This window comes from Mesorhizobium sp. ES1-1 (genome assembly GCF_020164785.1).
In the GTDB taxonomy this organism is placed as follows: Bacteria; Pseudomonadota; Alphaproteobacteria; order Rhizobiales; family Rhizobiaceae; genus Mesorhizobium.
The window spans coordinates 266,977-280,310 of sequence record NZ_JAIUGX010000007.1; the positions used below are offsets into that span (position 1 = coordinate 266,977).

Here is a 13,334-nt window from a genome sequence, read left to right on the forward strand (position 1 = left end):
CGCCGCGCAAAGCTGCGGCGCGCCTATCGAATTCGACGGCCAGTGGCCGACAGAGACGGCGGGCGTTTGGTCCGCGACTAGATGCAAGGGGTTTTCGAGGACCCCTATAAGGAGAACGGCATGAACCAAGAGGTCATGAATCTCTTCAATCCCCAGGCGCCTGCGCAGGTGTTCGATTCCATCCGGATATCGCTTGCCAGCCCTGAGAAGATTCTGTCCTGGTCTTTCGGCGAGATCAAGAAGCCGGAGACCATCAACTACCGCACCTTCAAGCCGGAGCGTGACGGTCTGTTCTGCGCGCGCATCTTTGGTCCGATCAAGGACTATGAGTGCCTGTGCGGCAAGTACAAGCGTATGAAGTACAAGGGCGTCATCTGCGAGAAGTGCGGCGTCGAAGTCACGCTGTCGCGCGTTCGCCGCGAGCGCATGGGCCATATCGAGCTCGCAGCGCCGGTCGCCCATATCTGGTTCCTGAAGTCGTTGCCGTCGCGCATCGGCACGCTGCTCGACATGACCCTGAAGGACATCGAGCGCGTTCTTTACTTCGAGAACTATATCGTCACCGAGCCTGGCCTCACCGCGCTGAAGGAGCATCAGCTCCTCAGCGAGGAGGAGTACATGATTGCCGTCGACGAGTATGGTGAGGATAGTTTCACCGCCATGATCGGCGCCGAGGCCATTCATGACCTCCTGGCCGGCATGGATCTGGAAAAGATCGCCGGCGATCTGCGCACGGAACTGGCTTCGACCACCTCCGAGCTCAAGCAGAAGAAGTATCTGAAGCGGCTCAAGGTCGTCGAAAACTTCATGGAATCCGGCAACCGTCCGGAATGGATGATCATGAAGGTCGTGCCCGTGATCCCGCCGGACCTGCGCCCGCTCGTCCCGCTGGACGGCGGCCGCTTCGCCACGTCCGATCTTAACGACCTCTATCGCCGCGTCATCAACCGCAACAACCGCCTGAAGCGGCTGATCGAACTGCGCGCTCCCGGCATCATCGTGCGCAATGAAAAGCGCATGCTGCAGGAAGCCGTCGACGCGCTGTTCGACAATGGCCGTCGCGGCCGCGTCATCACCGGCGCCAACAAGCGTCCGCTGAAGTCGCTGTCCGACATGCTCAAGGGCAAGCAGGGCCGGTTCCGCCAGAACCTGCTCGGCAAGCGCGTCGACTATTCCGGCCGCTCGGTCATCGTCACCGGTCCGGAGCTCAAGCTGCATCAGTGCGGCCTGCCGAAGAAGATGGCGCTGGAGCTGTTCAAGCCCTTCATTTACGCCCGTCTTGACGCCAAGGGTTATTCCTCGACGGTCAAGCAGGCCAAGAAGCTGGTCGAGAAGGAGCGTCCGGAGGTCTGGGATATCCTCGACGAGGTTATCCGCGAGCATCCGGTTCTGTTGAACCGCGCGCCGACGCTCCACCGCCTCGGCATCCAGGCGTTCGAGCCGATCCTGATCGAAGGCAAGGCGATCCAGCTGCACCCGCTGGTCTGCACGGCCTTCAACGCCGACTTCGACGGCGATCAGATGGCCGTCCACGTGCCGCTGTCGCTGGAAGCCCAGCTTGAAGCCCGCGTCCTGATGATGTCGACCAACAACATCCTGCACCCGGCTTCCGGCGCGCCGATCATCGTGCCGTCGCAGGACATGGTTCTTGGTCTCTACTATCTCTCGATCGTCAATCAGAACGAGCCGGGCGAAGGCATGGTGTTTGCCGACATGGGCGAACTCCAGCATGCGCTCGAGACCAAGGCGGTGACGCTGCACTCGAAGATCAAGGGTCGCTTCCGCACGGTCGACGCCGAAGGCAAGGTCGTGTCGAAGATCTACGACACCACGCCTGGCCGCATGATCATCGGCGAGCTTCTGCCGAAGAACGTCAATGTGCCCTACGAGACCGCAAACCAGGAGATGACCAAGAAGAACATCTCCAAGATGATCGACACCGTCTACCGCCATTGCGGTCAGAAGGAGACGGTCATTTTCTGCGATCGCATCATGGCTCTCGGCTTCAGCCACGCCTGCCGCGCCGGCATTTCCTTCGGCAAGGACGACATGCTGATCCCGGATGCCAAGATCAAGCTGGTGTCGGACACCGAGGCCTTGGCCAAGGAATACGAGCAGCAGTACAATGACGGCCTGATCACGCAGGGCGAGAAGTACAACAAGGTCGTCGACGCCTGGGCCAAATGCTCCGAAAAAGTCGCCGACGAAATGATGGCCCGCATCAAGGCGGTCGAGTTCGAGGACAATGGCCGTCAAAAGCCGATGAACTCGATCTACATGATGTCGCACTCCGGTGCGCGTGGCTCGCCCACCCAGATGCGCCAGCTCGCCGGTATGCGCGGCCTGATGGCCAAGCCGTCGGGTGAAATCATCGAGACGCCGATCATCTCGAACTTCAAGGAAGGCCTCACCGTGCTCGAGTACTTCAACTCGACCCACGGCGCCCGCAAGGGTCTGGCAGACACCGCCTTGAAGACCGCGAACTCGGGTTACCTCACTCGTCGTCTGGTCGACGTGGCGCAGGACTGCATCGTCAACTCCGTCGACTGCGGCACCGAGAAGGGCCTCACCATGCAGCCGATCGTCGATGCCGGTCAGGTCGTCGCTTCGGTTGGCCAGCGCGTTCTGGGCCGCACCTCGCTCGACGACATCACCCATCCGGTGTCGGGCGAAGTCTTGGTAAAGGCCGGGACGCTGATGGACGAGCGTGACGTGGAACAGATCGAAAAGGCCGGCGTCCAGTCGGTCCGCATTCGCTCGGCACTGACCTGCGAAGTCAGGGTCGGGGTCTGCGCGGTCTGCTACGGACGCGATCTGGCCCGCGGTACCCCGGTCAACCAGGGCGAAGCGGTTGGCGTCATCGCGGCGCAGTCGATCGGCGAGCCGGGCACCCAGCTCACCATGCGTACCTTCCACATGGGCGGCACGGCGCAGGTGGTGGACTCCTCGTTCCTTGAAGCCTCCTATGAGGGCAAGGTCGAGATCCGCAACCGCAACGTGGTGCGCAACTCCGACGGCCAGCAGATGGTCATGGGCCGCAACATGGCGGTTCTGATCCTCGACGAAGCCGGCAAGGAGCGCGCCTCGCATCGCCTGACCTATGGTTCGCGCATCTTCGTGGACGATGGTGACAAGGTGAAGCGCGGCCAGCGTATCGCCGAGTGGGATCCCTATACCCGCCCGGTCCTCACCGAAATCGAGGGCAGGGTGTCGTACGAGGATCTGGTCGACGGCATCTCCGTGCAGGAAACGGCCGACGAGTCGACCGGCATCACCAAGCGTGAGGTCATCGACTGGCGCTCGACCCCGCGCGGCAACGACCTGAAGCCTGCGATTGCCATCCAGGACGCCAAGGGCAAGGTCGGCAAGCTGTCGAAGGGTGGCGATGCCCGCTTCCTGCTTTCGGTCGAGGCCATTTTGTCGGTCGAGCCCGGTTCGCAGGTTCGTCCCGGCGACGTGCTGGCGCGTATCCCGATGGAAAGCGCCAAGACCAAGGACATCACCGGCGGTCTGCCGCGTGTTGCCGAACTGTTCGAGGCACGCCGTCCGAAGGATCACGCCATCATCGCAGAGATCGATGGCACGATCCGCTTCGGCCGAGATTACAAAAACAAGCGTCGCATCATCATCGAGCCGCATGACTCGACGCTCGAGCCGGTCGAATACCTGATCCCGAAGGGCAAGCCGTTCCATCTCCAGGACGGCGACGTCATCGAGAAGGGCGACTACATCCTGGACGGCAATCCGGCGCCGCACGACATCCTCGCGATCAAGGGCGTGGAGGCACTTGCTTCCTACCTCGTCAACGAAATCCAGGAAGTCTATCGTCTGCAGGGCGTGTCGATCAACGACAAGCACATCGAGGTTATCGTTCGCCAGATGCTGCAGAAGGTCGAAATCACGGTGCAGGGCGACTCGACCTACATTCCGGGCGATCATGTCGACGTGATCGAACTGGAAGAGGTCAACGATCGCCTGGTCGAGGACGGCAAGAAGCCGGCCGAAGGCCAGCCGGTGCTGCTCGGCATCACCAAGGCATCGCTGCAGACGCCGTCCTTCATCTCGGCCGCCTCCTTCCAGGAGACGACCAGGGTGCTGACCGAAGCTGCGGTTGCCGGCAAGACCGACATGCTGCAGGGCTTGAAGGAAAACGTCATCGTCGGCCGGTTGATCCCGGCCGGTACCGGCGGCACGATGAGCCAGATCCGGCGCATCGCCACCTCGCGCGACGAATTGATCATCGACGAGCGCCGCAAGGCCTCCGGTGTGGAAGTTGCCGAGCCGATGCTGGCCGATATGACGACCCCGGCCGAGTAAGCCGGCGGGGAGATAAGTTGGAAGAGGGGCCCAAGCGGCCCCTTTTCGCGTTTTGGTCCCCATGGAGTGGAGGAGAAATCGATGAACCAGAAGAGTTGGGCTGCCGTCGACGACTATATCGTCGATGCCCTGTTCGAGGCCGATCCTGTCCTCGAAGCCGTCATCGCTGCCAATCACGACCAGGGCTTGCCCGCGATCGACGTTTCGCCGGCGCAAGGCAAGCTGCTCTCACTGCTAGTGCGCATCCGGGGCGCGAAGCGGGTCCTCGAAGTCGGGACGCTGGGCGGCTATTCGACGATTTGGATGGCGCGCGCATTGCCCGCCGACGGCAAGATCGTGACGCTTGAACTCGATCCGCATCATGCCGGCGTCGCTCGGTCGAATTTCGAGCGGTCGGGCGTCTCCGAGCGCGTGGACCTGCGGGTCGGGCCTGCGCTTCAGTCACTGTCAGCCCTCGGCGCCGAGAATGCCGAACCATTTGATTTCGTCTTCATCGACGCCGACAAGCCGAACAATCCTAACTATCTGTCCTGGGCCATGCGGCTGTCCCGGCCAGGGACAGTCATCGTCTGCGACAATGTGATCCGTGATGGTGCTGTGCTCGATGAGGATGGCCATGACGCCAACGTGGAAGGCGCCCGCGCAGCGTTCTCGTTTATCGGCGGTGACAAGCGGCTGGACGGCACGGCTATCCAGGCGGTTGGCTCCAAAGGCTATGATGGCTTTGCGATTGCCGTCGTCGAGTGATCACCTCGTGATTGCCCTCTCGCCCGTCGATCGGGGGAGAGGTGGCTCGGCGAAGCCGAGACGGAGTGGGGGTCGCCCTGGCGCAAGCCGACATTCAAGCCAGGTCCGCGATCTCCAAGCATACAAAACTCAATCGAAAAACGCCTCGACGACGTTGCGCTTGCCGAGCATGAAAGCGTCGGCCACATGCTGGAGCGGAGCGAGATCGACATCCGAGGCGCCGGCGCGGACAATCTCGGCGAAACGCATGTAGAGCATCTGATATTCCGCCTCCGGTTCGTCGTGGACGACCTTGCCGTCGATGGCGAGCTTGGAGCCGCCGCCGGAAAGCACCATGGCGCCCTTGTCTGTCTGGGCCAGTATGTCCCAGCTTTGCGGGCCGGTCTGCAGCCAGTCGAGTTCCATCGTCACCGGCACTCCGTTCGAAGTGCGGAAGACGACATGTGCCGCGACCGGCGAGGCGCGGTTCTCAGGAAAGTCGAGAACGGCCGAGGTGATGAACATCGCTGGCAGGATGTGTGTCACGATCGACAGCGCGTTGATGCCCGGATCGAAGACGCCGAAGCCGCCCGGCGTCCAGATCCACTCCTGGTTCGGATGCCAGCGACGCACGTCCTCCTTCCAGATGACGGCGGCGGAGCTGATGCGGGCAGTCTCCAGAAACGCGCGTGCGGCCTCGACCGCGGGCGCATAGCGCGAGTGCCAGCTGGCAAACAGCGAGACGCCGTTTTTCGCGGCCAAAGTCTTCAGGTCCTCGACCTCGCTGACCGTGGCACCCGGCGGCTTCTCCAGGAAGACGTGTTTTTTCGCTTCCAGCGCCGTACGCGCGGCGTCGTAGCGGAATTGCGGCGGCATGCAGAGCGACACGGCCTCGAGCTCGGGAACCTGGTCGAGCATCGCTTCGATAGTCGGGAAGTTTGGGATGCCGTCGACTTGGCCATGCCGGCTCGCGGCCGCGATCAGTCGGTAATCCTGATCTTTACCCAAGGCCGGGAGATGCTGGTCGCGCACGATCTTGCCGACGCCGACAATGCCGATCTTGATGGGATGGGACACGGAAGCTCCGTCTGTTGAAGGGTGGTGCGCGTTTCTAGCAGAAGACTGGCCCCGGGCAAGCCGACCCGACATCGAGGCTCGGTGCGCCTCAGGTCAGATTGGCACGTCGAAGGTCACGATCGAGACTTCGCCTTCCAGTGCGCCCTGGAAGGCGGACAGATGCGGCTCATCATCGGGAACGCCCTCCATATCGCCGATCTGATCGAGCTCGGCTTCGGCGTAACCTTCCGCGGCAAGCGATTCGAGCACGCGGCGCACCGCCGAATCGTCGTCGGGGGCAACCAGCATCACATGGACGCCCTCCGGCTTGCCGCCCTTCTTCTTCCAAACCCGTCCGGTCACGATGGTGACCGGCCGCTCTTCATTGTCGTTCACGGGCCGATTCCTTTTGGCGGATTGCGGGCGGGCGAGGGGATTGCGACTGCTCATGCCGCCTTTTCGCATGAAGCAGGGACTTGCGACAGCATCAAGCCGGTCACTTCGCCAAAAACCCCGGCACTTTCTTCCCTGTCCTTGCAAAACAGCGAAACAAAATTACATGCGGTTTCTGCATGGCTGCCAAGCCCCGGCTTCAATGCAATATTTGCCGCGCCGGGGTTGACGCTTCGCAGCCTTGCTAGTAGAAGCCGCCCAGTCAGAACCGATGTGAGGCTCTCCCTTCCGAAGCGACACGCTTTGGAGTTTGCCTCAAACAGGGTTCGTTTTACGAGCGAAAAGACATTTCCGGCGTGCACGAAGCGGCTTCCGCTTCCTCTGCCATTTGTTCGGGCAAGACCGCGAGGCGCGGTTTGTGGCCCGAATTTGCGTATGGAAATGGCGCTTTGAGCGGCCCTGACAGGGCGAGACACGGAATTGAGAGACAAGAGGGTTTAATGCCTACCGTCAACCAGCTGATCCGCAAGCCGCGCATTGCGCCGGTGAAGCGCAACAAGGTCCCGGCCATGCAGCAGAACCCGCAGAAGCGGGGCGTCTGCACGCGCGTCTATACAACGACGCCGAAGAAGCCGAACTCTGCGCTGCGCAAGGTGGCCAAGATCCGCCTGACCAATGGTTTTGAAGTGATCGGGTACATCCCCGGCGAAGGCCACAACCTTCAGGAACACTCCGTGGTCATGATCCGCGGCGGCCGCGTCAAGGATCTTCCGGGCGTGCGTTACCACATCATCCGCGGCGTGCTCGACACGCAGGGCGTGAAGAACCGCAAGCAGCGCCGTTCGAAGTACGGCGCCAAGCGTCCGAAGTAAGATTTTCCGGCCCTGGCGCTGCTTGAATGCGTCGGGCTACGAGATTGAGAGACAAAAGCCATGTCGCGTCGTCACAGTGCAGAAAAGCGTGAGATCAACCCGGACCCGAAGTTCGGCGATCTGATCGTCACCAAGTTCATGAACGCCGTCATGTATGACGGCAAAAAGTCGGTCGCCGAGACCATCGTTTACGGTGCGCTCGACCAGGTCCAGTCGAAGACCAAGCAGGAGCCGGTCACGGTCTTCCATCAGGCGCTCGACAATGTCGCGCCGCATGTGGAAGTGCGTTCGCGTCGCGTTGGCGGCGCCACCTACCAGGTTCCGGTCGACGTGCGCCCCGAGCGCCGCCAAGCATTGGCCATCCGCTGGCTGATCGCGGCCGCCCGCAACCGCAACGAGACCACCATGGTCGACCGCCTCTCCGGCGAACTGATGGACGCGGCCAACAACCGCGGCACCGCCGTCAAGAAGCGTGAAGACACCCACAAGATGGCTGAAGCCAACCGCGCTTTCGCGCACTACCGCTGGTAAAGCGCGAACGAGACTGAGAGGCAGCTACGATGGCCCGCGAATACAAGATCGAAGACTACCGCAATTTCGGTATCATGGCGCATATTGACGCCGGCAAGACGACGACCACCGAGCGCGTCCTCTATTACACGGGCAAGTCGCACAAGATCGGCGAAGTGCACGACGGCGCTGCCACCATGGATTGGATGGAGCAGGAGCAGGAGCGCGGCATCACCATCACGTCGGCCGCGACGACGACCTTCTGGAAGGGTCGCGACGGCAAGATGTACCGCTTCAACATCATCGACACTCCCGGACACGTCGACTTCACCATCGAAGTCGAGCGTTCGCTGCGCGTGCTCGACGGCGCGATCGCGCTGCTCGATGCCAATGCCGGTGTCGAGCCGCAGACGGAAACCGTCTGGCGCCAGGCCGACAAGTACCGCGTCCCGCGCATGATCTTCTGTAACAAGATGGACAAGATCGGCGCTGACTTCTACCGCTCGGTCGAGATGATCGGTTCGCGCCTCGGTGCGCATGCCGTCGTCATGCAACTGCCGATTGGCGCCGAGACCGAATTCAAGGGTGTCGTCGATCTCGTCGAGATGAAGGCGCTGGTCTGGCGCGACGAAACGCTGGGCGCTGCCTGGGATGTCGTCGAGATTCCTGCAGACCTTCAGGCCCGTGCCGAGGAATACCGCGAGAAGATGATCGAGGCCGCCGTCGAGATGGACGAGACGGCGCTTGAGAATTACCTCGAAGGCAAGATGCCTTCGAACGACGAGATCCGTGCCTTGATCCGCAAGGGCACCGTCGCGGTCAAGTTCTACCCGATGTTCTGTGGCTCGGCCTTCAAGAACAAGGGCGTGCAGCCGCTGCTCGACGCCGTCGTCGAATATCTGCCGTCGCCGGCCGATGTTCCGGCCATCAAGGGCGTCGATGCCAAGACCGACGCCGAGATCGAGCGTCATGCCGACGACAACGAGCCGCTGTCGATGCTGGCGTTCAAGATCATGAACGATCCGTTTGTGGGTTCGCTGACCTTCGCCCGCATCTATTCGGGCAAGTTGACCAAGGGCATCTCGGTCGACAACACCGTCAAGGGCAAGAAGGAGCGCATTGGCCGCATGCTGCAGATGCATGCGAATTCGCGCGCCGACGTCGAAGAGGCTTTTGCTGGCGACATCGTTGCTCTTGCCGGTCTCAAGGACACGACCACCGGCGATACGCTGAGCGATCCGCTGCATCCGGTCATTCTTGAGCGCATGGAATTCCCCGATCCGGTCATCCAGATCGCGATCGAACCGAAGACCAAGAACGACCAGGAAAAGATGGGCCTCGCCCTTCACCGCCTCGCCGCCGAGGATCCGTCCTTCCGCGTCAAGACCGACGAGGAAAGCGGTCAGACCATCATTTCCGGCATGGGCGAGCTTCACCTCGACATCATCGTCGACCGCATGCGTCGCGAGTTCAAGGTCGAAGCCAATGTCGGCGCTCCGCAGGTGGCTTATCGCGAGACGATCACCCGCCGGCACGAGCAGGATTACACGCATAAGAAGCAGACCGGCGGTACCGGTCAGTTCGCTCGCGTCAAGATCGTCTTCGAGCCGAATCCGGACAGCAGCGAGTTTGAGTTCGACACCAAGATCGTTGGCGGCGCCGTGCCGAAGGAATACATCCCCGGCGTCGAGAAGGGCATCAACAGCGTCATGACTTCGGGTCCGTTCGCGGGCTTCCCGATGATCGGCGTCAAGGCAACCCTCATCGACGGCGCCTACCACGACGTGGACTCCAGCGTTCTGGCCTTCGAAATCGCCGGCCGCGCTTGCTTCCGCGAAGCCGCACCCAAGCTTGGCGTGCAGCTGCTCGAGCCAATCATGAAGGTCGAGGTGGTGACGCCGGAAGACTACGTCGGCAGCGTGATCGGCGATCTGAACGGCCGTCGCGGCCAGATCCAGGGCCAGGAAGCTCGCGGCGTGGCCGTCGTCATCAACGCGATGGTGCCGCTCGCCAACATGTTCAAGTACGTCGACAATCTGCGCTCGATGAGCCAGGGCCGCGCGGCCTACACGATGCAGTTCGATCATTATGAGCCTGTGCCGACCGCGGTCGCCCAGGAAGTCCAGAAGAAATACGCGTAACCCTGAGCGGTTGCAGCAGTAACTTAATTCAAGGCCCGCACGGGCGAGCAGGATTGGAGACATCACATGGCAAAAGGTAAATTCGAGCGTAACAAGCCTCATGTGAACATTGGCACGATTGGCCACGTCGATCATGGCAAGACGTCGCTGACGGCGGCGATCACGAAGTATTTTGGCGAATACAAGCGCTATGACCAGATCGATGCGGCGCCTGAAGAGAAGGCACGCGGCATCACGATCTCGACGGCGCATGTCGAATACGAGACGGCCAACCGCCACTATGCCCATGTCGACTGCCCCGGCCACGCCGACTATGTGAAGAACATGATCACCGGTGCCGCGCAGATGGACGGCGCGATCCTGGTCGTGTCGGCCGCCGACGGTCCGATGCCGCAGACCCGCGAGCACATCCTTTTGGCCCGTCAGGTCGGCGTGCCGTCGATCGTGGTGTTCCTCAACAAGGTCGACCAGGTTGACGATGCCGAGCTTCTCGAACTGGTCGAGCTCGAGGTTCGCGAGCTTCTGACCAAGAACGAGTTCCCCGGCGACGACATTCCGATCGTCAAGGGTTCGGCGCTGGCTGCCTTGGAAGATTCCGACAAGAAGATCGGCGAGGACGCGATCCGCGAGCTGATGGCGGCTGTGGACGACTACATCCCGACGCCGGTTCGTCCGCTGGACAAGCCGTTCCTGATGCCGATCGAGGACGTGTTCTCGATTTCGGGCCGTGGCACGGTTGTCACCGGCCGCGTCGAGCGCGGCGTGGTCAAGGTCGGCGAGGAACTCGAGATCATCGGCATCCGTCCGACGACCAAGACGACCTGCACGGGCGTCGAGATGTTCCGCAAGCTGCTCGACCAGGGCCAGGCCGGCGACAACATCGGCGCGCTGCTGCGCGGCGTTGACCGTGAAGGTGTCGAGCGCGGCCAGGTTCTGGCCAAGCCCGGCACGGTGAAGCCGCACAAGAAGTTCGTGGCCGAAGCCTACATCCTGACCAAGGACGAGGGTGGCCGTCACACGCCGTTCTTCACCAACTACCGTCCGCAGTTCTACTTCCGCACGACCGACGTGACCGGCATCGTGTCGCTGCCGGAAGGCACCGAGATGGTGATGCCCGGCGACAACATCACGGTCGATGTCGAGCTTATCGTGCCGATCGCCATGGAAGAGAAGCTGCGCTTCGCCATCCGTGAAGGCGGCCGCACCGTCGGTGCCGGCATCGTCGTCACCATCAAAGAGTAATTTGGACTTAAACCGATCTGTCGCGGGCGCAGGATTTGCCCGCGCCGCGCCAGAACAAGGAAGTGACGCATGAACGGACAGAATATCCGCATCCGCCTGAAGGCGTTTGACCACCGCGTGCTCGACGCCTCGACGAAGGAAATCGTGTCGACGGCCAAGCGCACCGGTGCCAACGTCCGCGGCCCCATTCCGCTGCCGACGCGGATCGAAAAGTTTACGGTCAACCGGTCGCCTCACGTCGACAAGAAGAGCCGCGAGCAGTTCGAGATGCGCACGCACAAGCGTCTGCTCGACATCGTCGATCCGACCCCGCAGACAGTCGATGCTTTGATGAAGCTCGATCTGGCCGCCGGCGTCGACGTCGAGATCAAGCTCTAAGGGAATGAGAGCGCGGTAAGGGGCGGTGCCCCTGGCCCGGAACTCTAAAGGAATTGAACCGATGCGTTCAGGTGTGATTGCAAAGAAGGTGGGAATGACCCGCATCTACAACGATGCCGGGGAACATGTTCCCGTCACCGTTCTCCAGATGGAGAACTGCCAGGTCGTGGCGCAGCGCACGCAGGAGAAGAATGGCTACACCGCCGTTCAGCTCGGCGTTGGCCTTGCCAAGGTGAAGAACACGTCGAAGGCGATGCGCGGCCATTTCGCGACCGCTTCCGTCGAGCCGAAGGCGAAAGTCGCCGAGTTCCGCGTTTCCGCCGACAACATGATCGATGTTGGCGCCGAGATCACCGTTGAGCACTTCGTCGCCGGCCAGAAGGTCGACGTAACGGGCACGACGATCGGCAAGGGTTTCCAGGGCGTCATCAAGCGCCACCACATGGGCGGTGGCCGCGCCACGCACGGTAACTCGGTATCCCACCGCACGCACGGTTCGACCGGCCAGCGTCAGGATCCGGGCAAGGTGTTCAAGGGCAAGCACATGGCTGGCCATATGGGCGACACCCGCGTCACGACGCAGAATGTCGAGATCGTTTCTACCGACGCGGATCGCGGCTTGATCCTGATCCGCGGTGCGGTTCCCGGATCGAAGGGTGCCTGGATCCTGGTCCGCGACGCGGCCAAGGTGGCGCTGCCGGCCAATGCGCCGAAGCCCGCCGCGATCCGTGCCGCCAAGAACGAGGCTCCGGCCACAGAGGGAGCGGAATAATGGATCTCAAGATCACGACGCTTGGCGGCGAAGACGCCGGCAAACTGGAACTTTCGGACGGCATTTTCGGCCTTGATCCGCGCGAGGACATCCTGCAGCGCGTCGTGCGCTGGCAGCTTGCCAAGAAGCAGCAGGGCACGCACAAGGCCAAGGGCCGCGCTGAAATCGCACGCACCGGCGCCAAGATGTACAAGCAGAAGGGTACGGGCCGCGCCCGTCACCACTCGGCACGCGCTCCGCAGTTCCGCGGCGGCGGCAAGGCTCACGGCCCGGTCGTTCGCAGCCATGAACATGATCTGCCGAAGAAGGTTCGCGCGCTTGGCCTCAAGCATGCTCTCTCGGCCAAGGCCAAGAGCGCGTCGATCATCATCGTCGACGAGCTGAAGCTGACCGAGGCGAAGACGAAGGCTTTGATCGCCAATTTTGCGACGCTTGGCCTGACCAACGCCCTGGTGATCGGTGGCGCCGAGCTGGACAAGAACTTCAAGCTGGCGGCCACGAACATTCCGAACATCGACGTCCTGCCAATCCAGGGCATCAACGTCTACGACATTCTGCGCCGCGGCACGCTGGTCCTTTCCAAGGCCGCCGTCGAGGCTCTCGAGGAGCGCTTTAAATGACCGACCTTCGTCATTACGACGTGATCGTCTCGCCGGCGATTACCGAAAAGTCGACCATGGCCTCCGAAGTCAACCAGGTGGTCTTCAACGTCGCCAAGAAGGCGTCGAAGCCGGAGATCAAGGCTGCCGTCGAAGCGCTGTTCGGCGTCAAGGTGATGGCCGTGAACACGCTTATCCGCAAGGGCAAGACCAAGCGCTTCCGTGGCACGGTTGGCCGCCAGGGCGATGTCAAGAAGGCGATTGTGACGCTGGCAGACGGCCAGTCGATCGACGTCGCGACAGGTCTCTGAGCAAGGCCGCGAGGACA

General features: G+C 62.0%; 12 protein-coding genes. 10 read left to right on the forward strand and 2 right to left on the reverse strand.

What is annotated here, in order from left to right; genetic code table 11:
* Window positions 1–120 precede the first annotated feature (120 nt).
* Window positions 121–4,317: a DNA-directed RNA polymerase subunit beta' gene (rpoC, locus tag LB513_RS14630; protein ID WP_224664214.1), complete on the forward strand. Its 4,197-nt coding sequence runs from the start codon at window positions 121–123 to the stop codon at window positions 4,315–4,317.
* 81 nt (window positions 4,318–4,398) lie between these two features.
* Window positions 4,399–5,064, forward strand: a complete 666-nt coding sequence (locus tag LB513_RS14635) for an O-methyltransferase (RefSeq protein ID WP_224664215.1) — start codon at window positions 4,399–4,401, stop codon at window positions 5,062–5,064.
* A gap of 129 nt (window positions 5,065–5,193) precedes the next feature.
* Here the strand turns inward: LB513_RS14635 and LB513_RS14640 are convergent, their stop codons facing one another.
* Window positions 5,194–6,120, reverse strand: coding sequence for a Gfo/Idh/MocA family protein (locus LB513_RS14640; protein WP_224664216.1), 927 nt, complete (start codon window positions 6,118–6,120; stop codon window positions 5,194–5,196).
* A gap of 93 nt (window positions 6,121–6,213) precedes the next feature.
* On the reverse strand, window positions 6,214–6,495 hold the full coding sequence (locus LB513_RS14645; protein ID WP_027028835.1) for a hypothetical protein: 282 nt from the start codon (window positions 6,493–6,495) through the stop codon (window positions 6,214–6,216).
* A 497-nt stretch (window positions 6,496–6,992) separates the two neighbouring features.
* Here LB513_RS14645 and rpsL point away from each other — a divergent pair, with 497 nt between their 5' ends.
* The 8 genes from rpsL (at window position 6,993) to LB513_RS14685 (ending at window position 13,317) form a co-directional block, all read left to right on the forward strand.
* Window positions 6,993–7,364, forward strand: coding sequence for a 30S ribosomal protein S12 (gene rpsL / locus LB513_RS14650; RefSeq protein ID WP_006333356.1), 372 nt, complete (start codon window positions 6,993–6,995; stop codon window positions 7,362–7,364).
* Window positions 7,365–7,424: 60 nt separating this feature from the next.
* On the forward strand, window positions 7,425–7,895 hold the full coding sequence (rpsG, locus tag LB513_RS14655) for a 30S ribosomal protein S7 (RefSeq protein WP_008875664.1): 471 nt from the start codon (window positions 7,425–7,427) through the stop codon (window positions 7,893–7,895).
* Between the two features lie 29 nt (window positions 7,896–7,924).
* A complete protein-coding gene (gene fusA, locus LB513_RS14660) occupies window positions 7,925–10,015 on the forward strand; it encodes an elongation factor G (RefSeq protein ID WP_224664217.1) in 2,091 nt (696 codons plus the stop codon).
* Between the two features lie 66 nt (window positions 10,016–10,081).
* Window positions 10,082–11,257 carry an elongation factor Tu gene (tuf, locus tag LB513_RS14665; RefSeq protein ID WP_224664205.1) on the forward strand — a complete coding sequence of 392 codons (1,176 nt, stop codon included), beginning with the start codon at window positions 10,082–10,084 and terminating at the stop codon, window positions 11,255–11,257.
* Window positions 11,258–11,326: 69 nt separating this feature from the next.
* The gene (rpsJ, locus tag LB513_RS14670; protein WP_010909272.1) at window positions 11,327–11,635 is read left to right on the forward strand and encodes a 30S ribosomal protein S10; all 309 of its coding nucleotides are present in this window, start codon (window positions 11,327–11,329) and stop codon (window positions 11,633–11,635) included.
* A gap of 61 nt (window positions 11,636–11,696) precedes the next feature.
* On the forward strand, window positions 11,697–12,407 hold the full coding sequence (gene rplC, locus LB513_RS14675) for a 50S ribosomal protein L3 (protein WP_224664218.1): 711 nt from the start codon (window positions 11,697–11,699) through the stop codon (window positions 12,405–12,407).
* Entirely contained in the window at window positions 12,407–13,027 is a 621-nt protein-coding gene (gene rplD, locus LB513_RS14680; protein ID WP_224664219.1) for a 50S ribosomal protein L4, read from the forward strand. Before rplC ends, rplD begins: the two co-directional genes overlap by 1 nt.
* Window positions 13,024–13,317, forward strand: coding sequence for a 50S ribosomal protein L23 (locus tag LB513_RS14685; protein WP_224664220.1), 294 nt, complete (start codon window positions 13,024–13,026; stop codon window positions 13,315–13,317). The genes rplD and LB513_RS14685 overlap by 4 nt, the downstream gene beginning before the upstream one ends.
* Window positions 13,318–13,334: the final 17 nt, after the last annotated feature.

Coding starts and splice junctions, on each gene's coding strand:
- rplC (WP_224664218.1), top strand. CDS start 11,697: ATGCGTTCAGGTGTGATTGCAAAGAAGGTGGGAATGACCCGCATCTAC.
- rplD (WP_224664219.1), top strand. CDS start 12,407: ATGGATCTCAAGATCACGACGCTTGGCGGCGAAGACGCCGGCAAACTG.
- LB513_RS14635 (WP_224664215.1), top strand. CDS start 4,399: ATGAACCAGAAGAGTTGGGCTGCCGTCGACGACTATATCGTCGATGCC.
- tuf (WP_224664205.1), top strand. CDS start 10,082: ATGGCAAAAGGTAAATTCGAGCGTAACAAGCCTCATGTGAACATTGGC.
- LB513_RS14685 (WP_224664220.1), top strand. CDS start 13,024: ATGACCGACCTTCGTCATTACGACGTGATCGTCTCGCCGGCGATTACC.
- rpoC (WP_224664214.1), top strand. CDS start 121: ATGAACCAAGAGGTCATGAATCTCTTCAATCCCCAGGCGCCTGCGCAG.
- rpsJ (WP_010909272.1), top strand. CDS start 11,327: ATGAACGGACAGAATATCCGCATCCGCCTGAAGGCGTTTGACCACCGC.
- rpsG (WP_008875664.1), top strand. CDS start 7,425: ATGTCGCGTCGTCACAGTGCAGAAAAGCGTGAGATCAACCCGGACCCG.
- rpsL (WP_006333356.1), top strand. CDS start 6,993: ATGCCTACCGTCAACCAGCTGATCCGCAAGCCGCGCATTGCGCCGGTG.
- fusA (WP_224664217.1), top strand. CDS start 7,925: ATGGCCCGCGAATACAAGATCGAAGACTACCGCAATTTCGGTATCATG.